We start from the raw sequence: 21,608 nt of genomic DNA, 5'->3' as shown, positions 1-21,608 counted from the left end.
AAAGATTTTAAAAATGAAAAAAGTAAATATATTCTTGATCGGACTTCTTGTATTGGGACTCTCTTCATGTAAAGATTTTTTAGATGTGAAGCCAAGTAACTCTGGCGATTCTGGAATCGCTATCCAAACTCCGGCAGATGCGCAGGTAATGATCAACGGTATTATGCGTAACATGACCAGTTCTGATTATTATGGTAGAAACTTTATGTTGTATGGCGATGCAAAAGGAGGCGATTTTACCATCCTCTCTAGAGGTAGAGGGCAAGATGGACTTTATACTTTCGACCATGCCGCCGCTAGTGGCAGTTATTCGGGTTTCTGGTCGCAGCTTTACTATAGCGTATTACAGACAAATAACCTATTGGCAAGTATTGCCAAGCTGGAAGCAACAGGGGCAAGTGGTTTTGCAAGTGCCAAAGGGCAGGCTTTAACCTCAAGGGCATTGATGTATTTTGACTTGGTGCGTTTGTATGGTAAATCATACGATGATGATAAAAGCTCGTTTGGCGTACCTAACATCACTACCGTTTTAGATGCTTCGGCACAACCCTTACGTGCAACTGTTGAACAGAACTATACACAGATCCTGAGCGACCTTAAAGCTGCTGCGCCATTATTGAGTAAAACCAAGTCAAATGGCTATCTTAATTATTATGGCAATATGGCCATACAGGCCAGGGTATATCTGTACATGAAAGATTATCCAAATGCCTTAAAAGCAGCAGAAGAAATCATCAATAGCGGTAATGTATATACCTTATACACTAATGCCAATTGGGTAGACTCATGGAAAAGTCAATTTGGTAGCGAATCTATTTTTGAATTGGGTATTTTTCCAACAGAGAACGATCTGACTACTGCTTCTTTGGGCTTTTACCACAGACGTAAAGGACATGGTGCAAGTACAGTTTTAGGTTGGTTTACCACCAGTGATGATTTTTTGGCCAGACTGAACCAAGACCCAGCTGATGTAAGGTGGGGTGTTATGAGTTATGATGAAACGGTTACCGTTCCTGTAAACAACCGTTTTGGTGCGCTTTATAAGTATAGTGGTAACACCGCATTGCTTGGCGATGGAAAAGCAACCTCGACTGCAGTTAACATTAAGGTGATCAGACTGTCTGAGATCTACTTGATCGCTGCAGAAGCTGCCCTGCCTACAGATCCAGGCAAAGCGGCAGGTTATTTAAATGCAATACGCAAAAGGGCACCTAACTTGGCTCCAGCTACAGCCGGAACAGTGACGCTAGATATCATCTTAGATGAGCGAAGCAAAGAACTGGTTGGCGAAGGCCAGCGTTTCTTTGACATGATCCGTTTAAATAAAACGATCACCTTTAACGATGAGCTTGGCAATGTAACCATACCAACCAGAACCAAGAGCATTGATCGTACCTTCTATAAAACAAGGCTTCCGATATCGCAAGGCGAAATTAATGCCAACCCAGGTTTGAAAGCACAGCAGAACCAAGGCTATTAATTCACATCACATAAAGCCCACCTATGAATTTCATAGGTGGGCTTTTTTGTGTTTGAACAAAATGATAAGCACATACATTTGCAAAAAACCATTTCGAGCGCTATTTTTATAACAAAGCTGATCCAATGAATTACAACACCATTCTGCCGAGTGCAGATCTCGATTCTTTTGTTAAATGTTATTGGACATTAGAAGGCCCAGCCTATCCCAACCCCGAAAAACAAAGGATAGTACCAGATGGCTGTATGGAAATGATCTTCCACTGTGGTGATTTTTATGAACAGTATTTTGAAGATGGAAGCCACATTATACAGCCCAAAGCTTTTGTATTTGGGCAAGATCACGCAACCCTTAGAAATCAAACAAACGGGACGAACCGATATTTTTGCCATCCGTTTCCATCCGCATGGGTTTATCCCTTTTACCTCGGTTGCCGCAAGCACCATGGAAAATAGGGCTGTGCCTTTAACAGAGTTATTTGGTAACAAAGGCGATCAGCTCGAAACAGAGATGCTTGCCGCTTTAACAACCGAAGAGCGGATCCAGATTATTGAAGCTTTTTTGATGGACTGTTTGGTCAATGAAGAAGCGGTCGACCGTCTGATCAAATCGAGTATCGAAACCATGTTAACTTTGAACGGCCAACTTAGCGTAGCCGAACTATCAAAAGAACTGTCCGTTAATAGGCGCCAACTGGAACGTAAATTTGCCGCCCAGGTGGGTTTAAGTCCTAAACAATTGGCCAAGATATTTAGACTACAGGCTACCTTAAAAACATTGTTGCTCAAAGGGCAAGCACCTAGCCTTACGGTGATTGCGTATACTGGAGATTATTTCGACCAAGCCCATTTTATCAAAGACTTTAAAGAATTTACGGGTGTAACTCCCAAAAAGTTCTACGCAGGTAACCTCACCATGTCAACCTTGTTTGCAACTTTCGAATAACTTGTCGCATTTTTACAATTTTTGGGTTTCGGGTCATCCCATCTTTGTAAAAAACATTTTAAAATTAGATATATGAAAAGTACCATCAGCCTATTGACCTTGTTATTGTTGAGCAGTATCATGCCCAACCCAAACCTAAATGACCTTCACTTTTTAGCAGGCACCTGGAAGGTAGAGAAAAAAGAAAATTACGAAGCCTGGAAATTGAATAAAGACAACCTGTTGGAAGGTAGTTCGTATAAGATCAAGGGAGGCAACAAACAGATTGATGAGCAATTGAGCATCAAAATGAATGCAGAAAAAATCATCTATACCGCAAAAGTATTGAACCAAAACAATGCACAACCCATCGATTTTATATTAAACAAAGAAGTGAAAGGCAAATTTTCATTTGAAAATCCAAGCCATGATTTCCCCAAAAAAATACAATACACCAAATTGAATGATACCACTCTTTTTGTAGCTGTATTGGGCGATGGAGATAAAGGCTTCTCTTACAAGATGTTTAAGCAAAAATGATTGAGCTTTTAGTAACATTTTAGTATTTTTAGGTGTCTAAATATAAGGCCGACCAAGGGTTGGTTGGCCATCACCCTATTGAAAAATACAGATGAAAAACATTGCTTTGATATTTATGTTTCTGTTGGTCAGCAAATTTGTTGACGCCCAAAATGCACCTTGTAAAGGACATCCTTTATTTGCCAGTAGCTTGGCCAACCATAGTGTTGCTGAATGTCAGGAAAAGGAGTTCGACCAAATGGAGACTTACCAAAAAGATAAAGTTAAAGGCCGGATAGATTTTATAAAACGAGGGCCTAAGTTTATGGTGAGCTATAAGTTTAATGGCGATTTCCAAAGCCGTCCATCGGGGGTGCAGTCTGCCAAAACTATGTAAATGCCATAGAAAAAGCAGGTGGGGAGATTTTGTATAGAGCGGATAACTATTTGTATGGCAAGCTTAAAAAAGGTACTGATATTTATTGGGTTTATGTGTATACCGATGGATCTGGATACTACTCTGTAACCAGTATCAAAGAAGAAAAGATGAAACAGGAAGTGGTGGCCAGTGCAGAAGAGATCAAAAGTAATATCCAAGAAGAAGGGAAAGCCATTTTTTATGGGATCTATTTCAATACTGGCCAAGCTGCGCTGTTGCCCGAGTCTGCAGCAACATTAACGGAGATGGCCAAGTTCTTGAAACTCAATCCAAACATGCAGGTATACATTGTGGGGCATACCGATAATGTAGGTGATTTTAACCAGAATCTGGTCTTGTCAAAAAATAGGGCCAATGCCGTAGTTACAGAATTAGCTGCTAAATATGGCGTAAATAAAACCCAGATCAATGCACAAGGTGTAGCCTCTTTGGCTCCAGTAGCGAGTAATGCCAACGATGCAGGCAAAGCAAAGAACAGAAGGGTTGAAATGGTATTGAAATAATTGATAAAGATTCATATTGAGCAAATGTTAGGTAGGTACGATTTCAAGCCGTAGCAATGAACATTCGATTGCGAAAAATCGGCCTTGTCAAGTGCGGTAGATACTAATTTGCCTAAGCAGAGACTTTAAAGCGCTGGGCGCAGCCGTGGCTTTTTTAGTTACTTTTTCAGCTAATGGAAAAAGTAACCCCGCGGTAGCGTCCTATAAAACTATAAGCAAGACTTATGCGAATTAATTGTTCGCTATCGCATTGTAAAAGGCCTCCCGATAAACCTCGCCCAAAGCAATGTTCTTATCGCCAATGCTGACACGGTTGCGTTCAATACTATTGATCTTATTAATTGCAACAATAAAAGACTTATGGATTCGCATAAACTGATCAGCAGGCAACTGCTCTTCGGTTTTTTTCATGGTCTGTAAGCTGGTGATCTTCTCTGTAGCCGTATAGATCATTACGTAGTTTTGTAAACCCTTTACATAGAGAATATCTGCTACATTAACCCGGATCAATTTGTATTCTGTTTTTACAAAGATATGGCTTACCTCTTTTTGCTTGGCCAAGGCTACAGTATTTGGTTTATCTGTTTCGGCCAAACCTTTCAAGATCAGTTGTACCTTTTCTACAGCTTTGTAAAAGCGTTCAAAAGAAACAGGTTTCAATAAGTAATCAACCGCATCATTCTCAAAACCTTCTAGGGCATACTCGGCATAAGCAGTGGTTAAAACCACTAAACATTTTCCCTTTACGATCTTCATAAACTGTAGTCCACTCAGCTCGGGCATCTGGATGTCCAGAAAAACAAGGTCTACCTCACCTTCGATCACTTTGTTTAAGGCTTCTAAAGGGTTAACCGTAGTAAAAGTTAGTGTTAAAGATGGAACTTTAGAGATGTAGTGTTTTAAAACATCAATAGCCAAAGGCTTATCATCTACAACTATGCATCTAATCATAAAGGTCAATTTTTAAATCCACAATAAAGGTATCAGTTTGTTGGTCAATTAAAAGCTCATGCCTGTTGGGATAGATCAATGCCAAGCGTCGTTGTACATTAACCAACCCAATTCCTCCAGTTTTATCCTTTTTGGCCGCATTGATCTGATTGCGAAGATGCAAATGAAAAGCCTGTCCGTCAATAGCAATTAAAATTTGGATGGGTGTTTCACTGTTTTTAAAAACCCCGTGTTTAAATGCATTCTCTATAAAATTGATTAAGATCAATGGCGCGATCTTTTGTTGCTGTATTTTGCCAATCACCTTAAAATTGATATGGGAATTTCCTTTTTGCCCAATTTTTTGCAAAGCGATCACATTGTTCAGGTATTCTATTTCGTTGGTCAAAGGCACATAAGGGTCGTCGCTTTCCCTTAACATGTAACGCAACAGCTCAGAAAGTTTGAGCAACGCTTCCGGTGCTTCTTCAGATTGTTGTTGGGTAAGCGAATAGATATCGTTAATGGTATTGAACAGGTAATGTGGGTTTACCTGCGATTTTAAAAAGGCCAGTTCGGTTTTAAGCTGCTCCTTTTCTACTACCTCTTTCTCTGCACGGATGGTACGCCAATCCATTAGGTAACTTAACAATAGACCTAAGAATATATTCAGAAAATTGGCACCCAAGGCAACAATGAATGCAAAGAAGAAGTCGAGGTCCGAGTCATAACTTTTCCAACCAATCAATGGATACACAATTTGTTCCATCAGGTAATAGAGTGGGCTAAAAACAACAATGCAGCCTACCAATGAAAGTACATATTTGATGATGCTTCCTCTTTTTAAAACATAAGGAACCAGCAACAAGTAGTTGGTATAAAAAAACAAGGCCGAACAGGCCGTCTGTAAAGCTTTAACGGGCAATACAATAGAGAGGAATAAGGACCAATCGAAATGTGTGCCTAAAACGCCTGTGCCAAGGGCCACCAGCAATACCTGCATCAGTACCAATAACCAATAACCGATGTGTAGATAGCATAATAATCTTTTGTTCATGGTTTAAAAGTAGCTTAAAATAATCCTGTCGAGAAAAAGATCACACCAAAAGGTCAATTTTATTGACAAGATCGGTTAATGGACACACATGATCGATTTTACCCCAAATTGGCTCTTGTCAACAAAAGTTTGGTGTTGGTCAATCGCATTCTGATCAACGGTTTTGGATATGGACATTTGAGGTATTAAACAAAAAAACATGAAAACGATTAAATACAACCTTCTTTTACTTTTAGCAATGGTATTGCTATATATTCCTCAAACACAGGCGCAGCAGCTAAATGCTAAAGCTCAAAATCAAAATATCCAACAGTTTATCCAGTATCTGGGGTTTGGTCAAATACAAATCGCAAAAAAGCATTACCGGTAAATTCGATGCCGACAAAGTGTTCTTAGCCTTGATTGATTCAGTTAAAAATGCTGATGAAAAACAGTTCAATCAATTGATGATAGAAATGATTGGTCCAATAGACCCTTCGTTAACCGCAAGCGTTCAACACTACGACAGAAAAAACCAGAACAGCTACCAGCACCTGCTTAAAAATATAGATTATAGCTGGATCAAGAACAAAGGGTACTCAACTGCATTAAGACAACAACTAACAGCATTATCTAATCAGGTTAATTTAACCGGAAAGCACCAGTATATTCCAGCGGTGTGGTATGAGGGTGATCTGCCGAATGAAGCTCCTTATGCAACTTATGCTTTTAACCAAGAAGAGATGAACTTGCTGGCCTTGGCCAAAACCTGGAATGCAATTGAGTATCTATTCCCTTATAAATATATGATGGACAGCAAATGGAAAGACGTATTGGTAGAGGTGATACCAGTTTTTAGGAAAATCAACAATAGGACCAGTTACGAGAAGAGTGTTTTGTTTTTGGCCGAAGCCATTAACGATACGCATGCTGGTGGGTTTATGGCGAGCAAAAACATGAAAATGATCAATACGATCTTTAATGTGGTGTACTATCCTCCTTTTGATTACAAGGTGGGAGCAAAAAGTATCATCGTTAAAAAATTCTTGAATGATTCTTTAGCTAAACACAATGAACTGAAAGCGGGCGATCAGATTGTAGCCATTAATGGAACCAAGGTTGAACAATGGCTTAAAGAAAGAATGGTTTTGATTCCCGCGTCTAACAAAAGTGTTAAATATAGAGAATTGAGTCCTGTTTATGATGAAGGATATGCACTTGCTTTTGGTAATCTGGCTAGCCAGACCTTAAATGTAAAGGTAGCGAGAGGTAAAACCCACCTGAACCTAAAACTGGAAATGTTGGACCGCAGAAATAGACAAGACATCGCTGTTATTCAGAAATACATGACACAAAGAGCAACAGTAGAGCGCAGTATCAAAGGTATGGAGCACATCGGTAACGATATCACTGTGATCAGGGCAGGCCATCTTTTTGAAAAAGATTTCCCAAAAGATAAGGACCTTCCACAGCTATCAGCCGATCTGAAAAGTAAAAAAGCCATCATTTTCGACATGAGAGCATACCCGCAAGGCCCAGGTTTCTTTAGCTATTATCTGCCTTTGGTGTTGGGTAAAGCTCCATTTGCCTTTGCCCGTTATTATGCTGTTGACCTTAAAGATCCAGGTGCTTTTATACATAGAGAAGGAGCTGAAAATTATATGGCTGTAATTAAGGATGCGCCTAAACCTATGGGAGAGTTATATACGGGTAAAATAGTGATCTTAACCAATGAAGATACACAGAGTATGGGCGAGTGGTTTAGCATGATGTTACGCCAGTTGAATAAAAACACTACGGTTATTGGTAGCCAGACTGCTGGGGCCGATGGGAGTCTTAAAAAGATTGACCTTACCAGGTGCTTATCAATTTAATTTTACTGGCAATGGTATCTTTTACCCTGATGGTCGTGAAACCCAACGCATTGGCATTATCCCAGATATTTCTTTTAAACCATCTGTTGAAGACCTGATCGGAGAAGAAGATGCACAGCTACAAAGAGCCATCAAATACATTAGAGAAGGAAAGTAAAACAATTGTAATTGCTATCAATTAAAATAGGGCCATGCAACCATTGCATGGCCCTATTCGTCTTTATAAAAGAGATAGATTTTTGATAAATGACCCATTTATTAGAGTTTATTAATAGATTTAAACACAAATTAAAACATGAAACCAAAACACTTACTTGGCCTATTGGCATTTAGCTTATTGGCTACCCCCGTACTTGCCCAAAAACTGTATAAGAACAAGCCGTTGATCCTTGCCAATAGCGAAAAAGCTGCTGTTGCCTATGATAATAAGGTATGGGTCGAAAATATGTGGCGGATATCGCCAGAAATTGCAAATGATACCCTGAATGTGAAATTGTATGCCAAAAGTGAATACATTGGTTTCAGAACTGATAAAGATAGCATTGGCTTTAACATCAAGCCAGGAGAAGCAAAATCTTTTTATGTTAAAATGGGCGATGCTGCACCTGCACATACCATTATCGTTGCAAAACCTTTTGCATGGGATAAGGTAACTTATGGTCAGACTGCTAAACGCAATGACCTACAGCTACATTATGAAAAGTCTAATACAGCTTATTTTGACGAACTCCGTAAGAAATATCCAGTTGCCCAATTGATCAAGAAAGATCGTAACGATATGCAAAAGGTGTTGACCATCTTAAACTGGACACACAACCAATGGAAACATGATGGTGGTAACGCACCAAAAGCCAATGACGCCATTTCTATTTTAAATGAGGCAAAAGCAGGTGGACGTTTCCCTTGTTTTGCCTATGCCATTGTACTACGCGACCAATTGATTGCACAAGGTTATAAAGCAAGGGTACTGTATCTTAAAACCAAAGATGCCGAAACCAGAAAAGGTTCGCCTGGGCATGTGGCTACGGAAGTGTACCTAAACGACCTGAAGAAATGGGCATTTATAGATGGACAGTTTAACATCATGCCTACTTTAAATGGCAAACCATTAAACGCAGTTGAGTTTCAGCAAGCTTTAAGCAACAATTATAATCTGGTAGCTTTTACCAGTAGGGGCAAGGTCTCGAAAAGAGAGTATACCGATTTTGTGTATGACTATTTGTACTATCTTGATACGGCCTTGGATAGTCGCCAAATTCCAGCGGCAGAAAGCTACAAATTAGAAGGGAAACGCTCGTTGATGTTGGTTCCTGTTGGTGCATCAAACCTTTCTAAAATTCCTTTTTGGGACATGAAAGTTGATTATTGCGTGTATACCCATTCGTTAAAAGATTTTTACGCAGAACCTAAATAATTCTGATAAATTTGGAATGCAATTTAAATCAACGTTAAAATAAGATCGACTGCATAAGTCCTTCAAATCATGACCCTATGGCCGAACAGGAAGTAATCAAGCATACTAAAAAAATCTATAAAGTCTGGAATAGCAAAGAGCATAGTTTTTGGGCAAAGGTGAAAGAGTTTGTATTAGAAATTCTGATCATTGTGTTTGCGGTTTCCCTGTCTATTTGGTTACACGGGCGAAGTGAACATGCGCACCAACAAAAAGATGTGAAGGATTTTTTGTTAGGCCTACAGGCGGATTTGAAAAATGACCTGAATGAAATGAATGCTGATAAACATAGGTTTATACTGAGTGGAAAAGCCTATCGCTACTTGAGAAGCGTTAAATTGAATGAGGCAATAAATGGAGATAGTATTAAAGTTTATCAAGATGTACTTTTTAATTCGACAGGACTAATACCAAATAATGGAAGGTTCGAGGGCTTTAAATCTGCCGGAAAGATTGGTACCATTGAGAACAAAGAACTACAAAACGAAATCACAGACCTCTATCAAGAAAACATTCTTTTTTTAATTGCCTTAACAGATTATTACAATGCCGAAAAACAAAAATTGAAAGACTATTTCAATAAAAATCTAAAAAGAACAACGGATACAACTAATAACTTCATGGTATTGCTAAAGTCCGAAGAAGTATATAATGTAGGAACTGGACTTGAGATCCTAAGGATATTGTGAATCAATATAACACATGCATAAAGAATATTGAGAAGATCAATAAATTGATCGATAAAGAATATAAGAAATAGTTTATCATATCATGACGGCCTGTATTTTATGGGCTAGAGTATAAAAAGCATCAACTTAATGGTTGATGCTTTTTTTGTGCGCTTGTAATCTAAATGAAAGGTTTTACAAAATAGCATTTCTTGTGAATAGTTCGAATTAAAATTAAATCTGCTGAATATCAGTTGTTTGCAAATAATACTAATCGATTAGTTGTTATACTAATGCATTAGTATTAAATTAGATTTAAAATTACTGATATGCAAAAGTTGGCAAAAAGAGAAGAACAGATCATGCAGGTGTTTTGGGCACTTGGAAAAGCTTTTATCAAAGAAGTCATTCCCGAACTTCCAGATCCCAAACCACATTACAATTCGGTGGCTACCATGGTAAAGATCTTAGAAGACAAAGGTTTCTTATCACATGAACCTATAGGCAACATTTATTGCTACTTCCCGATCATCGCTAAAGAAGATTATCAAAAACATGCGATGAAAGATATCGTAAGTCAATACTTTGATAATTCGTATCCCAATATGCTTGCCTTTTTTGCCAAAGACCAAAAGTTATCTGAACAAGAACTGAACGATATCATGCGCATTATTAAAGCAAAAAAAGATGATACCATATAGCCTACATGTAGCCCTGATCCTTGCCATTTGGTTTGTTTTTTATAAGCTGTTGCTACAGAAAGAAACCTATTATCGCTTAAACAGAGTTGTGTTGCTTTGTTGCTTGGTCTTGGCATTTATCCTGCCACTGGTTCCGGTTCCGGAGCAATTTTCTTTTAGGGCAGGTGCGGTAGCAATAACCACACCTATAGCATCAACAGCTGTAGCGGCACAGGACCTAGGCGCTATGGATCAAAAAGTAACAGACAAGCCTTTGGCCATAGCTGAGCCCATCGTGCAGGCAAAGGCTCCTGAAGTGCCTTTAACAGAACGCCTCGTTCAATGGGTATTTTGGGTCTATTGGTGTGGTGTCGCTATACTAGGAGCCAATCTGTTGGTACAGTTCTTCGTACTGTTTTATCAGGCCTATAAAAAGCCCGTGATCAAAGATGGCATCTTCAAGATCGTAGAGCTCGACAATGATAAAGCGCCCTGTTCCTTTGGCAATATCATTTTCATCAATCCAAGCAAATACGATTGGGAAACCTACAACCAGATCATCATCCACGAAAAGGTACACATCCAACAAGGACACAGCTTTGACCTGATCTTGGCAGAGCTGGTATTGGTAGTACAGTGGTTTAATCCCTTTGCCTGGCTGTACCGTAAAGAATTGGAAAGTAACCTTGAGTTTCTGGCCGATCATGCCGTATTGAACCACCACCAAGTAGAAATGGAATCCTATCAGCTCAACCTGCTAAAGGTAGCCGTTCCAAACTGGTCAATGAATATTACAACAAACTATAACCAATCCCTCTTACAAAAACGAATTGTTATGATGAGTGCAAAAAAATCAAATGTCCACATCATGTGGAAGTATTTTATTATCCTACCTATGTTGGTGGTATTATTGGCAGGCTTAAACAAACCTGTCGCCTTTGCGAAATTAGGTACAGAAACTACACCTGATATGGATAAGTTCCTGCTAACAAAAGAAGTAAACCAATCTAAAGGACTATGGTTCGCTACCATTAAAGATGATAAGGTGAACGTTGAATTTAAAAGTGACGACAACGACGAAAACCATCGCTGGTCTAGCAGTGCCAACTTTAGCCTGAAAGAGTTTTCAACCTTGCCAAGAAACGAAAAGGCCGAATTTACCATTACCAGAGAAGCGGGAACCGTAGTCTTTAACGGAAAGTTTGACGAAGACCAAGGTTATGGACGTTACAAGTTTACGTTGAACAAAGAATTTAAAGATTTTGCTGCTTTTAAAAACATCAAAGACATGGAAGATGAAGAATATTTTGCCTTCTTTATGATGGATGTTAAACGTGCTTACGTACAGTTTTTAAATGACAATGGCTTTAAAGACCTGACCAAGAACCAGATCCTCTCCATGTCGGCCTTTAAAATAGATGCAGACTACATCAACTATTGGAAAAAGATAGGTTACACCAATATTACACCTAATAACCTGGTTACATTAAAATCATTAAAGATTGATAGTGTATATGTAAACGACATTCGTAAGGTGGGTTATGCAGATCTTACCCTACAGCAGATCATCAGCTTTAAATCGCAACGCATTACCGGCGATTATATCAACAGCCTACGCAAAGCCAAACTTAAATTGCCAAGTAAGGATAACCTGCCCGAAGAAAAACCTACACCAACAGAGATCATCAGGAGTAAGGCCATGAAGGTAGATACCAATTATATAGCTGCGGTACGTGATACAGGTTTCCCAGACCTGAGCAGCCAGACCATAACTACGCTGAAATCGCAAGGCATTACACCTGCATTTATCAAAGGTTTTCAAGACATTGGCCTCAAAAACTTGAGCACAAGTAGTCTGATGACCTTGAAAAATCAGAACATTACGCCAGAGTTTATCAACGGATTTCAACAGATTGGTTTTAAAGATGTTCCACTAAGTACCTTCTATAGTCTAAAATCGCAAAGGATCACCCCAGAATTTGTTAAAGGTTATCAAGACCTCGGTTTCAAAGACATTACATTGAATACCTTGATTTCGTTAAGGTCACAGAACATCACCCCAGAATATATCAAGAGTTTTCAGGATGCTGGTCTAAAGAATATCCCTTTTAATACCTTGTATAGTCTAAAATCGCAAGGCATTACACCAGAGTACATCAAAAGTTTTAAAGATGTTGGTTTTGACAATATCTCATACAACCAATACAATGCACTTAAAGCGCGTGGCGTAACTGCAGACTTTATCAAAGGATTTCAAAAAATGGGCTTTACCAATGTTTCCATTAACCAGATTATGAGTTTGAGGTATTATAACGTTACCCCAGAATTTGTGGCCGATATGAAAAAGAAAGGCTTTGATCCTAAAAGATTTGGATAAATACATCCAATTGAAAAACTTGAATACGGGCAGTGTACAGAATGCTCCTTCAAAAAATAGCAATTAAATAAAAGCTGAAAAATGCTGTAACAACAGAGGGCAATAGAATATTAGTTTCAAATTCTTCAAAAAACTTAAGCTAAGCTGCATGAAAATATTTCTTAAATATGGTATCGCTTTTATTTTACTATCGAGTACCCAAAGCCTATTGGCACAAACCACAATAACATTAAAAGGTAAAGTGCTAGGTAGAGACAGTAAAACCATCTTTATTGTTCCAAGTACAACTTCGCTTCGAACAGAAGACAAACCCACTATATCCATTGTAGACCATAAATTTGAGTATACGTTTACAGCAAAAGAGGTAGAAGCCTATCAATTGGTATTTGAGGATGAATATGAAAAAGGGGCCTGGCGTCCGGTAATTGTTTTCCCAGATCAAAATGTAATTGAACTGACCTTGAACGATATGGAAAACCATGATAAAAACCTGATCAAGGGTGGAGCAATCAACGAAGCTTATTATGCCTTTATGCAGCTTTCAGAAAACCGATACAAGGCCATAAATGAAGTTTTAAATAAGGAAAGGGAAAAACTATACGACGTCAAGGATTACTATAGTCAAGCATTTGAAAACGTGTTGGTAGAGGTAAGAAAAGCCAAGGATGGGGTAGAGGCACAACCATTCTATCAAAAGATGGATGAATTAAGAAAAACAGGTGTCGATCTTTCACCTTCTGGCCAACAATTAAAGGCAAGGTTTGATAGTCTTGCTCATGCCAAATACAAATGGAAATATGCGTATTTTAATCAGAATATAAACATTGGCAATTATTATCTCTTATTTCGGGATGTGCAGTACAATGCCAAAGAAAATAGATATCTGGCCACGCTAGCTGATGAGACTTATCAAAAATATGCGATAAAGTTTCCGAAGCACCCTTATACCAAAATAGTTGGCGATGCTATGGCTGGTATTATCAAAATATTTCCAGGCAACCAATTTGTAGATTTTACAGCGCCTAATTAAAAGGTCAAGAGGTTACCCTTTCAAAGGTGATTAAAGGAAAGATAGCTCTGATCAATCTGTGGGGTTCTTGGTGTGGCCCCTGTATTGCAAAAGCCCAACATATTGTACCGATCTACAAAAAATATAAAGACAAGGGTTTTACTGTTGTGGGCATTGCCAGAGAATTTAAAAATACCGATGCTTTGTTGAGCAGGTTAAAGAAAGAACAGTTTACCTGGTTGAATTTAGTAGAAATGGACGACAAACATGGAATTTGGAACAAATATTCGATCAATAATGGTGCTGGAATACAGGTATTGGTAGATGCGAAAGGTACGATATTAGCTGTAGTACCTACTGCAGAAGAAGTAGACCAAATTGTAGCTAAACTTATTAAGGGATAATTCGATTATCCTTTAGTTTGGTAAGCCTGTTTGATCAATTCAATAATGCCTTCGTTTTCTACAATGTACATGCCTAATCTTTCATTAGAAATGCCTTCTTGAAGTTGATAGGTGAAAACGGGCTTTTCATGCTCAAAGAATGTTTCCATATACCTAAAAGAAATATTTGGAATGTTTTTCAATTGTGCTGCCAGTTCTACAATGTGTGTAGAAATAAAGAACACCGCATTGTTGATGTTGGCCAACTCGGTAATGATCAGCAAAGAGGCATCATAGGCATCTTTTACATTGGTACCTCTAAACAGCTCATCCAAGATCACAAACATCTTTTGTTGGTTCAATAGAGAGGAAGCCACTTCTTTTACCCTTTTAACTTCACTGTAATAATGGCTCAGGCCCTCATCTAGGTTATCTGGTAAGTTAATGGTGGTGATCAATCCATCAAATATGGTGGTGCGCATTGCTTTTGCAGGTACGGGAAAACCTAGGTGCGAGAGGTAAATGGCTAGACCAATAGACTTGAGCAATGAGGATTTGCCAGCCATGTTTGGTCCGGTTAGGAAAATCATATTGTTACGGTCATGAATAGAGATGTTGTTCTTGATCGGTTCAGTTAAATGAGGATGAAAAAAACCATCTACTACAACGTCTAACATTGGTGATGGATTGTAATCGGCAAAACACCACTGGTTTTTGGATGCAACAGATGCTACATTTTCAAAAACGTCCAATTCGTAAACAATTTCCAATAGTTCATGTAGCTTTTCTTTGTCTTCCCCTCTAAAAGCATGGTCAAGCTTAATCAATTGATAAAAGCGAAGTTTCTTGCCATACAATTGTAGTGCTTCTTTAAAAGTACCTTCTTGTATAATAGCTATAATTTTTTGGGCTTGCACTTTTAGATACAGCCCTGTATGCTCTGTTAGGTTTTGGGCTACAAATTGGGTAAGATAGTGGGTCAATCTAATGATGTACTTTAAACCTGTAGCAATAATGTAATGCTCATTGCTCGAGTTTTTGGTTACATATCTGGCAAAAGCATCAAGTGGGTTTTTCCTCGATTTTCTTTTGTCCAACTTTAGATAATGGAGGATCAGGTCTATTTCCTCATTCTTGACATCAAAATGAAGCTGATGCTCATAAAAATAACTGATGGCTTGCTTTCTGGCTTCCATGCCCTCCAAAACTGAAAATGGATTTAACATCATCCACCTTAGTTTGTCCCTACCTCCTAAAGTCCTTGTTCCTTTAAAGAGGCTGAAAATAGAATCAGAATCATTCGACTCTGTAAAAATATCAAGGTCTTTGTAGGTTTGCTGGTCTATTTTAAAATTGTTCATGGGTTGGTGTTCCATCAAATCGCATTTAAGGTATTGATAATTTTTGGGTAATGGAGTTCGATTAATATTTATTAACTTGCTTAAAAATTCAATATGGAAGAGGCAATATTAAAATTGAACGAACAGAACCAAGGTGCTTTTGTAATTATGGAAGGCGAAGAACAGTTAGGAGAAATGGTATTGTCCATTTCTGGGGCTGAACTTACAGTTTATCACACAGAAGTATCACCAAAAGCAGAAGGCAGAGGTTTGGCAAAGGTATTGCTCAATGCAATGGTCGCTTATGCCCGTGCCCATCAACTTAAAGTTGTTCCGCTTTGCCCTTTTGTGCATGCCCAGTTTAAAAGGCATCCACAAGAATTTGAAGACATTTGGGTAAAAGCAGAAGGGGAGCATTGATCCTCATTCTATTTCCTGATCTCTATCAAGGTGCCATCGGCGATATAATTAAATAAGGTATCGATATCTTTGTTCTGTAAGGCAATGCAGCCTGCTGTCCAATCTTTTGCATTGGTTTTGCCAGGACTTGTACCATGTATCGAAACCCCAAAGCCAGGTCAATACCCTTTCTTTTAGCGGCCTGCCTTTCTTTGATGCTCGGATAAGAGATCCAGTAACTTTTATAAAACTTATCGCTACGGTCATATTTCCTGTCCAAGTGATAAAGACCTTCAGGTGTTTTGCCATCACCCTCTCTTTCTTTATGGCCTACAGGCGCCCAGCCCATGTTGATGTTAAAAGTTTTAACTGTTTTGCCCTTGCGTTTGATCAACATTTTACGTTGTGCTTTCAATACCAATACATAGTCTGCCTGTGCAAGGATGTGCGACAGGTTATCGAGCTTTACCCGCCAATCCATAATGGTATCTGGATTTCTATAGGCTTCCCATCGCTCTGAGCTTGCTACCGCATAATCATCTTTTTTAAGTGAGTCTTGCGAACGCTCTGTTAAACGATGCAATCTCCACTCACCCCTGTCTTGGTAAACGATGGCGTCATGATTAAATACAGGTTTTACATATTGCGCAAACTTTAAAGGTGTGCCGTTAATGTCTTTAACAATAATCGAAGTATCTATCCCATTGGGTAGATGGTTCATTAAAGAATCATGCCACTTTACTCCTGTGTTCTTTCTTCTCTCTTTTGTTGCAGCAGATTTACTAGAAGTTGTACGAAATTCAGGGTCTTTTATTTGTTGCCACACGCAGAAAAAAACAACTAGACCAAGCAATAGAAATAGACTAAAGTACCGCATAAGTTTAAATTATTTATTAAAGATAAACTTATTTTAAAAATAAACTAAATTAATAGTTATTATTTTTTTAATTCGATTCCACTAATATTTGGCACTGGTAAAGTGGCATAAATATTGGCTAATATAACTGGCTTTAAACAAAAAAACCCTCGTTAATTGAATAACAAGGGCTTTGTAAAATATCTTGGGTCTTTTATCGACTAACTTTCTTGATTTTTTCCGATAAACTGGTAGATCTAGAAACTGCATAGATCACTCTGCCTGCAGAAATCTGGTAACCGGTAGAAATGGTATAGACCAATTTTTCAATGATAAGGCCGCTTTCATTGTCAACAATATAAGTACCATTAGAATTGCTATTGATCAATTGGCTTACGATCTTGGTGCTAAATTTGATAATGGTATTTTTTGGTGTAATGTCTTCTACCCAGAATTTGGTATTTAATTTTTGCGAGTTGATCTGAACAGAATCAGTCCATGTAAAGCCTTTTTTGATAGTTGGGCTATAGGTTACATCTGCAAATAGATTTAAAAGTGTACCTCTCTCAAATATTTCTGGCTCGATACCTGCAAAAGCAACAAGGGTATCGGTAGCCATTTCAGACTTGTACGTATTAGAGAAAAGGATTACACCATTTTTATCAACCGTAACTTCAACAGGTTTGTTTACCATATGGTTTAGTGCCCTTTCAATGATAGAGCTAGAATCTTTTCTAGCCTCAGAGTTGTATTGCAAACGCTGCCCTAATGCATCAATAAGGTTATCCATCTTTTTGATTTTAACACTCATTACATTGCCATTGGGCGAAGTAGATGTTACTACATATGATTTTGTCAGTGAAGAAACAGAATTTACATTTAAGGTTTGTTTGCCTCTCTGAATAACAGATTTAGAATTGGTTAAAATCTCTCTTTGAAATTCATCTCCTTGCTTCAACGCAAATACACGGCGCTTCTCTTGCGCATTCACCGTAAAGGTAACCAAGAGCAGTAAGAGTAATAGGGTGGTTTTTAGGTTAAACTTTGTTTCGTTATTCATGCATTGTTTCGGTATAGTAAAGATATAGGGTTGCTTGTTTAGGCTATATCTAAAAGTTTATGATTGGTTAGGCCGCAGGTAGTCTTACTTCCGGAAGTGGCGGAATAGGAGGTACCGGAGGTAATATAGGTAGGTTTGGTAAAATCCCACCTATTGCTGCTGGTGGTCCGCCAGCTCCAGGTCCTGCTGGTCCAGAAGTAGGTGCGCCGCCAGTTGGTCCTGCTGGTAAAGCAGGCGATGGTGGTACGGCAGGTAACAATCCTCCAGAAGGCAAAGTTGGTACTGGCGAAACTGCCGGTACGCCTGGCATTGGAGGCATTGATGGCGGCGTTGGTACAATTACCCTGATATAAGGAGCCGTTGTATTTACACTTCCCGGTACTGGTACCCTTAAATCGGAGTTGTTATTTGCCCCGCCTTGTGCGCTTGCGTATTTTACGCCGAATGCTGTACATAACAGCATAATAAAAATGAATTTTCTCATTTATAGTTATTTCTTCTTTCTAAAGATATTGGTAAACCTAATGTAGCTATGAAACCTGGTTTGTCGCCAGTATATTTGGTCAAGTTGTAAACCCCTAGTCCAACGGTAACGTTAGAGTTTTTGATTGGTCTAAAGCCTGTAGAGAAGCCTAGGTTTAAGCCAGACCACTCTGCATTGATGTTTACTTGTTTAAATACTTCGTAAGAAATGCTGGCAAAAATCCCAGTACCATATTTTCCTTTTCCTCGGTCTATATCATAAGGGCTTTTGTACAAGAACCTGCCCGTACCAAAACCAATGGTATAGCCCAAAGCGGCAAAACCAGGCCTTTTAGAAGGTACGGTTTGTACAGCATGGCTAAATGCGACGTAATAGGTATGATATGGCGCATCAGAAATGTTTTTATCAGCAAAAAGCTGTAAGGCACCAACAGATATACTGCTGCTTTTAAATATCTCTTTACTCAATACCAGATTGTATGAAAAGTCCTTAAGCTCGCTTACCCTGGTTACATTGACACTTGCCGATACGTTGACAAATTTTGATGGATTGCCAAATGTAATTCCTGCAGAACCAATTAGATCGGGGTCGTTGGTATAACCAGCTGGGTAAATACCCCCCAACACTGCAAAAACAAATGTGCCATAACTGCCCCAACCAGATGGGGTCATGATGCTGGCCACACTATTGTTGGGCAACATGGTTTGACTAATGATAATGAGTCCTTTTTCAGAAATCAAGGAGTCCATTTTCTTTTTAAGGTCTCTTTCAAAAGTGTTTTGAGAAAGTGCTTGCTTGGGATAGAATGTAGCAACAATCAGAAAAAAAGCAAAACCAATTTTTAATAACCGATTTATTCTAACTGCCATACGCTTTGAATTGAGATGTTCGTTTAGTTAACATTAAAGTAGAAGTACCAAAGTAAATGCCTAGATCATAATACAATATAGATAAAAGTTACAACAAATATTATTTTTTTTAAAATTTAATCAAGAATTAACTTGCAAATAACCATTGTTTTAGCCCTAAATTATTGTAGATGTAAAAGTAGAAAATAAAAATTCTATTTAAGAAACTTAATTGATTTTAAAGCATTATACTCATGTTATTTAACTAGTAGGAAAAAATATTAACCATTTGTATCTTTAAATTGTTATTAAATCACAGAAGGCATTAATCTTTCTTGTTTTTCTATTGTCATAACGTTGATTATCCACTAAGCTCAAATCCAATGAAAATTAAGATCCATAGTTTTTATTTTACAGTTGTTGCATTTAGCTGTGCGATTGTTTTTTCTTCATTTGCAAGAAACGCATTCGAAAAAGAAAAAATCGTATTGCCTTACAAACAAGCAGGTTTGACCGAAAAACAGGCTGCAGCACATTTGTTAAGCCGCTTTACGTATGGCGCAAAAGAAGGAGACATTGATGTTGTTTTAAAAACTGGCCTCGGAAAATGGTTGGAGCAACAGTTAGATGGTAATTTGGAAGATGCGGCACTAGACCAACAATTGAGCAAATACGATGCGATCAATCTTAGCAATACCGAAGTAGAAAACATCTTTCCTAGAAATGCACAGGTTGTCCGTTTCGCCGTTAAGGATGGTTATATCCATAAAGATTCTGTAAATAAAGCCAATACAAAAGAATACAGGGCCACATTGACCAGCTACATGAAAGATAAAGGCTACAAGCCACAACAAGAATTATATAGACAGTTTATCAACCAGAAAATATTAAGAGCGATCTATACCAATAACCAGCTCAAAGAACTGATGACAGATTTCTGGTTCAACCATTTTAATGTATCCTTAAGTAAAAACCAGTGTGCTTCTTATGTGCCAGCCTACGAGCGTGATGTGATCAGGCCAAATGTGTTTGGTAAATTCGAAAATCTGGTACTAAGTACAGCTAAATCGCCTGCAATGCTGATGTACCTGGATAATTTTAGCAGCTCAGGAACCAATGTAGTTACGCCTGCTCCTGCCGATGATATGGTGATGGCCACACCTGCACAGCGACAAAAGAGACAAGCTCAATTGGCATTGCAAAGAGCCAAATTGCAAAACCAACAGAACAACAAAAAACCTGGGTTAAACGAAAACTATGCACGTGAGGTAATGGAACTACATACCTTAGGTGTGGACGGTGGTTACACACAAAGCGATGTTACCCAAGCCGCTCGTATTTTAACAGGTTGGACAATAGCACCCATGAGCGATAATGGCTATGGGGCACCTATGAAAAAAGTATTAGAACGTATTGGTGATGATAACCTGAGCAAAAGGGGTTTTGTACATGAGGGCGACTTTCTTTTTGCGATGAATAGACATGACAATGGCGAAAAAGTAGTGTTGGGTAAAAAATTCGCAGCGGGTGGAGGTTATGAAGAAGGAGTTGAACTGTTAAAGATGTTGGCCCATCATAAATCTACAGCGAAGTTTATTTCTAAAAAATTGGCTATCCGATTTGTAAGTGATAATCCACCGCAAAGTTTGATCGACAAAATGGCCAAAACATTTTTAAACAGCGATGGCAATATAAAAAGTGTGATGATCACCATGGCCAGCGCGCCAGAATTTTGGTCGAAAGATGCCTTAAGGGAGAAAACAAAATCGCCATTTGAGTTGGCGATCAGTGCGGTAAGAAGTTTAGATGCCAAAGTTGGCCAACCTTATCAACTGTATACCTGGATCAATAAAATGGGACAGCAGATGTATTATTACCAAGCACCTACAGGTTTTCCAGATAGAGGTCAATATTGGATCAACACAGGTTCGCTGTTGAACAGGATGAATTTCGGCTTGGCCTTAGCCTCGAAACGGATACCGGGCATTACTTTTGATCTAGGCGCAATGAACGACAACCATGAACCAGAAAGCGCAGAGGCTGCTTTGGTCGATCTATAGTCAGTTGTTTATGCCCGAAAGAAAATTGGACGAAACCATTGCCAGGTTGAAACCAATGCTCAACGATCCTAATTTAGAGAACAATGTGGCCAAAGCTGCAGCGAAAACAGCTCCGCCGCAACAAATGAATACCATGGCGAATGAAGATGCCAATATGATGCAAGAAGGAGCCAATAAACCAAAGGGCAACATTACACCAACTCAAAAAGTGGGTACAAATACGATGCTTGCCCAAGTAATAGGTGTAATTATCGGTTCACCAGAGTTTCAACGTAAATAATATTTA

General features: G+C 38.6%; 24 protein-coding genes and 2 pseudogenes. 18 read left to right on the top strand and 8 right to left on the bottom strand.

Features of this window, described 5'->3' with window-relative positions:
* Nucleotides 1-13 precede the first annotated feature (13 nt).
* The 6 genes from ACFJIZ_RS14405 (at nt 14) to ACFJIZ_RS14380 (ending at nt 3,865) form a co-directional block, all read left to right on the top strand.
* The gene (locus ACFJIZ_RS14405; RefSeq protein WP_379085341.1) at nt 14-1,480 is read left to right on the top strand and encodes a RagB/SusD family nutrient uptake outer membrane protein; all 1,467 of its coding nucleotides are present in this window, start codon (nt 14-16) and stop codon (nt 1,478-1,480) included.
* Nucleotides 1,481-1,605: 125 nt separating this feature from the next.
* Nucleotides 1,606-1,935 carry a DUF6597 domain-containing transcriptional factor gene (locus ACFJIZ_RS14400; RefSeq protein WP_379085338.1) on the top strand — a complete coding sequence of 110 codons (330 nt, stop codon included), beginning with the start codon at nt 1,606-1,608 and terminating at the stop codon, nt 1,933-1,935.
* Nucleotides 1,820-2,425: a helix-turn-helix domain-containing protein gene (locus ACFJIZ_RS14395; protein WP_379094051.1), complete on the top strand. Its 606-nt coding sequence runs from the start codon at nt 1,820-1,822 to the stop codon at nt 2,423-2,425. Before ACFJIZ_RS14400 ends, ACFJIZ_RS14395 begins: the two co-directional genes overlap by 116 nt.
* 72 nt (nt 2,426-2,497) lie before the next feature.
* Nucleotides 2,498-2,944 carry a DUF6265 family protein gene (locus tag ACFJIZ_RS14390; protein ID WP_379085335.1) on the top strand — a complete coding sequence of 149 codons (447 nt, stop codon included), beginning with the start codon at nt 2,498-2,500 and terminating at the stop codon, nt 2,942-2,944.
* A gap of 91 nt (nt 2,945-3,035) precedes the next feature.
* Nucleotides 3,036-3,320: a hypothetical protein gene (locus tag ACFJIZ_RS14385; RefSeq protein ID WP_379085332.1), complete on the top strand. Its 285-nt coding sequence runs from the start codon at nt 3,036-3,038 to the stop codon at nt 3,318-3,320.
* A 29-nt stretch (nt 3,321-3,349) separates the two neighbouring features.
* Entirely contained in the window at nt 3,350-3,865 is a 516-nt protein-coding gene (locus ACFJIZ_RS14380; RefSeq protein ID WP_379085329.1) for an OmpA family protein, read from the top strand.
* A 231-nt stretch (nt 3,866-4,096) separates the two neighbouring features.
* Here ACFJIZ_RS14380 and ACFJIZ_RS14375 read toward each other — a convergent pair whose 3' ends face one another.
* On the bottom strand, nt 4,097-4,816 hold the full coding sequence (locus ACFJIZ_RS14375; protein ID WP_379085326.1) for a LytR/AlgR family response regulator transcription factor: 720 nt from the start codon (nt 4,814-4,816) through the stop codon (nt 4,097-4,099).
* Nucleotides 4,809-5,852 carry a sensor histidine kinase gene (locus ACFJIZ_RS14370; protein ID WP_379085323.1) on the bottom strand — a complete coding sequence of 348 codons (1,044 nt, stop codon included), beginning with the start codon at nt 5,850-5,852 and terminating at the stop codon, nt 4,809-4,811. Before ACFJIZ_RS14370 ends, ACFJIZ_RS14375 begins: the two co-directional genes overlap by 8 nt.
* Nucleotides 5,853-6,051: 199 nt before the next feature.
* Here ACFJIZ_RS14370 and ACFJIZ_RS14365 point away from each other — a divergent pair, with 199 nt between their 5' ends.
* From ACFJIZ_RS14365 to ACFJIZ_RS14325, 9 genes and pseudogenes are all read left to right on the top strand, one after another.
* Nucleotides 6,052-6,222: a hypothetical protein gene (locus tag ACFJIZ_RS14365; protein WP_379085320.1), complete on the top strand. Its 171-nt coding sequence runs from the start codon at nt 6,052-6,054 to the stop codon at nt 6,220-6,222.
* Nucleotides 6,185-7,705, top strand: a complete 1,521-nt coding sequence (locus ACFJIZ_RS14360; protein ID WP_379085317.1) for a S41 family peptidase — start codon at nt 6,185-6,187, stop codon at nt 7,703-7,705. The genes ACFJIZ_RS14365 and ACFJIZ_RS14360 overlap by 38 nt, the downstream gene beginning before the upstream one ends.
* Nucleotides 7,677-7,862 carry a hypothetical protein gene (locus tag ACFJIZ_RS14355; RefSeq protein ID WP_379085314.1) on the top strand — a complete coding sequence of 62 codons (186 nt, stop codon included), beginning with the start codon at nt 7,677-7,679 and terminating at the stop codon, nt 7,860-7,862. Before ACFJIZ_RS14360 ends, ACFJIZ_RS14355 begins: the two co-directional genes overlap by 29 nt.
* A gap of 138 nt (nt 7,863-8,000) precedes the next feature.
* Nucleotides 8,001-9,119, top strand: a complete 1,119-nt coding sequence (locus ACFJIZ_RS14350) for a transglutaminase domain-containing protein (RefSeq protein ID WP_379085311.1) — start codon at nt 8,001-8,003, stop codon at nt 9,117-9,119.
* A gap of 77 nt (nt 9,120-9,196) precedes the next feature.
* Entirely contained in the window at nt 9,197-9,847 is a 651-nt protein-coding gene (locus ACFJIZ_RS14345; protein ID WP_379085308.1) for a hypothetical protein, read from the top strand.
* Between the two features lie 308 nt (nt 9,848-10,155).
* Nucleotides 10,156-10,527: a BlaI/MecI/CopY family transcriptional regulator gene (locus tag ACFJIZ_RS14340; RefSeq protein ID WP_379085305.1), complete on the top strand. Its 372-nt coding sequence runs from the start codon at nt 10,156-10,158 to the stop codon at nt 10,525-10,527.
* Nucleotides 10,514-12,883, top strand: coding sequence for a M56 family metallopeptidase (locus ACFJIZ_RS14335; RefSeq protein WP_379085302.1), 2,370 nt, complete (start codon nt 10,514-10,516; stop codon nt 12,881-12,883). Before ACFJIZ_RS14340 ends, ACFJIZ_RS14335 begins: the two co-directional genes overlap by 14 nt.
* 148 nt (nt 12,884-13,031) lie before the next feature.
* The gene (locus ACFJIZ_RS14330; protein ID WP_379085299.1) at nt 13,032-13,913 is read left to right on the top strand and encodes a DUF4369 domain-containing protein; all 882 of its coding nucleotides are present in this window, start codon (nt 13,032-13,034) and stop codon (nt 13,911-13,913) included.
* Between the two features lie 11 nt (nt 13,914-13,924).
* Nucleotides 13,925-14,296: pseudogene (locus tag ACFJIZ_RS14325) on the top strand (TlpA family protein disulfide reductase); the annotation flags it as partial.
* A gap of 5 nt (nt 14,297-14,301) precedes the next feature.
* On the opposite strand, the gene ACFJIZ_RS14320 reads toward ACFJIZ_RS14325, so the two are convergent.
* Entirely contained in the window at nt 14,302-15,651 is a 1,350-nt protein-coding gene (locus ACFJIZ_RS14320) for a hypothetical protein (protein WP_379085296.1), read from the bottom strand.
* A gap of 78 nt (nt 15,652-15,729) precedes the next feature.
* Here ACFJIZ_RS14320 and ACFJIZ_RS14315 point away from each other — a divergent pair, with 78 nt between their 5' ends.
* Entirely contained in the window at nt 15,730-16,035 is a 306-nt protein-coding gene (locus ACFJIZ_RS14315) for a GNAT family N-acetyltransferase (RefSeq protein WP_379085293.1), read from the top strand.
* Nucleotides 16,036-16,043: 8 nt separating this feature from the next.
* Here ACFJIZ_RS14315 and ACFJIZ_RS14310 read toward each other — a convergent pair whose 3' ends face one another.
* The 5 genes and pseudogenes from ACFJIZ_RS14310 to ACFJIZ_RS14290 all read right to left on the bottom strand — a co-directional run bounded on the left by ACFJIZ_RS14310 (nt 16,044) and on the right by ACFJIZ_RS14290 (nt 19,283).
* Nucleotides 16,044-16,175, bottom strand: a complete 132-nt coding sequence (locus tag ACFJIZ_RS14310) for a L,D-transpeptidase family protein (protein WP_379094048.1) — start codon at nt 16,173-16,175, stop codon at nt 16,044-16,046.
* A gap of 71 nt (nt 16,176-16,246) precedes the next feature.
* Nucleotides 16,247-16,495, bottom strand: a pseudogene (locus ACFJIZ_RS14305) (L,D-transpeptidase family protein); the annotation flags it as partial.
* Nucleotides 16,496-17,084: 589 nt separating this feature from the next.
* Nucleotides 17,085-17,930 carry a hypothetical protein gene (locus ACFJIZ_RS14300; protein ID WP_379085290.1) on the bottom strand — a complete coding sequence of 282 codons (846 nt, stop codon included), beginning with the start codon at nt 17,928-17,930 and terminating at the stop codon, nt 17,085-17,087.
* Between the two features lie 67 nt (nt 17,931-17,997).
* A complete protein-coding gene (locus ACFJIZ_RS14295) occupies nt 17,998-18,414 on the bottom strand; it encodes a hypothetical protein (RefSeq protein ID WP_379085287.1) in 417 nt (138 codons plus the stop codon).
* Nucleotides 18,411-19,283 carry a hypothetical protein gene (locus tag ACFJIZ_RS14290; RefSeq protein ID WP_379085284.1) on the bottom strand — a complete coding sequence of 291 codons (873 nt, stop codon included), beginning with the start codon at nt 19,281-19,283 and terminating at the stop codon, nt 18,411-18,413. Before ACFJIZ_RS14290 ends, ACFJIZ_RS14295 begins: the two co-directional genes overlap by 4 nt.
* A 362-nt stretch (nt 19,284-19,645) precedes the next feature.
* Between ACFJIZ_RS14290 and ACFJIZ_RS14285 the strand changes: the two genes are divergently transcribed.
* Together ACFJIZ_RS14285 and ACFJIZ_RS14280 are read left to right on the top strand one after the other, a co-directional pair.
* Nucleotides 19,646-21,322: a DUF1800 domain-containing protein gene (locus ACFJIZ_RS14285; RefSeq protein WP_379085281.1), complete on the top strand. Its 1,677-nt coding sequence runs from the start codon at nt 19,646-19,648 to the stop codon at nt 21,320-21,322.
* Nucleotides 21,323-21,332: 10 nt separating this feature from the next.
* Nucleotides 21,333-21,602: a hypothetical protein gene (locus tag ACFJIZ_RS14280; RefSeq protein WP_379085278.1), complete on the top strand. Its 270-nt coding sequence runs from the start codon at nt 21,333-21,335 to the stop codon at nt 21,600-21,602.
* Nucleotides 21,603-21,608 lie beyond the last annotated feature (6 nt).

The sequence above is a fragment of the Pedobacter sp. UC225_65 genome (assembly GCF_042698365.1).
Classification (GTDB): domain Bacteria; phylum Bacteroidota; class Bacteroidia; order Sphingobacteriales; family Sphingobacteriaceae; genus Pedobacter.
The sequence above is the reverse complement of the archived record's forward strand: the minus strand, read 5'-3'. Positions and strand labels throughout refer to the sequence as shown.

Excerpts from the sequence above, each read along its gene's own strand:
- ACFJIZ_RS14405 (WP_379085341.1), top strand. The coding sequence starts at position 14 with ATGAAAAAAGTAAATATATTCTTGATCGGACTTCTTGTATTGGGACTC.
- ACFJIZ_RS14400 (WP_379085338.1), top strand. The coding sequence starts at position 1,606 with ATGAATTACAACACCATTCTGCCGAGTGCAGATCTCGATTCTTTTGTT.
- ACFJIZ_RS14390 (WP_379085335.1), top strand. The coding sequence starts at position 2,498 with ATGAAAAGTACCATCAGCCTATTGACCTTGTTATTGTTGAGCAGTATC.
- ACFJIZ_RS14385 (WP_379085332.1), top strand. The coding sequence starts at position 3,036 with ATGAAAAACATTGCTTTGATATTTATGTTTCTGTTGGTCAGCAAATTT.
- ACFJIZ_RS14375 (WP_379085326.1), bottom strand. The coding sequence starts at position 4,816 with ATGATTAGATGCATAGTTGTAGATGATAAGCCTTTGGCTATTGATGTT.
- ACFJIZ_RS14370 (WP_379085323.1), bottom strand. The coding sequence starts at position 5,852 with ATGAACAAAAGATTATTATGCTATCTACACATCGGTTATTGGTTATTG.
- ACFJIZ_RS14365 (WP_379085320.1), top strand. The coding sequence starts at position 6,052 with ATGAAAACGATTAAATACAACCTTCTTTTACTTTTAGCAATGGTATTG.
- ACFJIZ_RS14350 (WP_379085311.1), top strand. The coding sequence starts at position 8,001 with ATGAAACCAAAACACTTACTTGGCCTATTGGCATTTAGCTTATTGGCT.
- ACFJIZ_RS14345 (WP_379085308.1), top strand. The coding sequence starts at position 9,197 with ATGGCCGAACAGGAAGTAATCAAGCATACTAAAAAAATCTATAAAGTC.
- ACFJIZ_RS14340 (WP_379085305.1), top strand. The coding sequence starts at position 10,156 with ATGCAAAAGTTGGCAAAAAGAGAAGAACAGATCATGCAGGTGTTTTGG.
- ACFJIZ_RS14335 (WP_379085302.1), top strand. The coding sequence starts at position 10,514 with ATGATACCATATAGCCTACATGTAGCCCTGATCCTTGCCATTTGGTTT.
- ACFJIZ_RS14330 (WP_379085299.1), top strand. The coding sequence starts at position 13,032 with ATGAAAATATTTCTTAAATATGGTATCGCTTTTATTTTACTATCGAGT.
- ACFJIZ_RS14320 (WP_379085296.1), bottom strand. The coding sequence starts at position 15,651 with ATGGAACACCAACCCATGAACAATTTTAAAATAGACCAGCAAACCTAC.
- ACFJIZ_RS14315 (WP_379085293.1), top strand. The coding sequence starts at position 15,730 with ATGGAAGAGGCAATATTAAAATTGAACGAACAGAACCAAGGTGCTTTT.
- ACFJIZ_RS14300 (WP_379085290.1), bottom strand. The coding sequence starts at position 17,930 with ATGAATAACGAAACAAAGTTTAACCTAAAAACCACCCTATTACTCTTA.
- ACFJIZ_RS14295 (WP_379085287.1), bottom strand. The coding sequence starts at position 18,414 with ATGAGAAAATTCATTTTTATTATGCTGTTATGTACAGCATTCGGCGTA.
- ACFJIZ_RS14290 (WP_379085284.1), bottom strand. The coding sequence starts at position 19,283 with ATGGCAGTTAGAATAAATCGGTTATTAAAAATTGGTTTTGCTTTTTTT.
- ACFJIZ_RS14285 (WP_379085281.1), top strand. The coding sequence starts at position 19,646 with ATGAAAATTAAGATCCATAGTTTTTATTTTACAGTTGTTGCATTTAGC.
- ACFJIZ_RS14280 (WP_379085278.1), top strand. The coding sequence starts at position 21,333 with ATGCCCGAAAGAAAATTGGACGAAACCATTGCCAGGTTGAAACCAATG.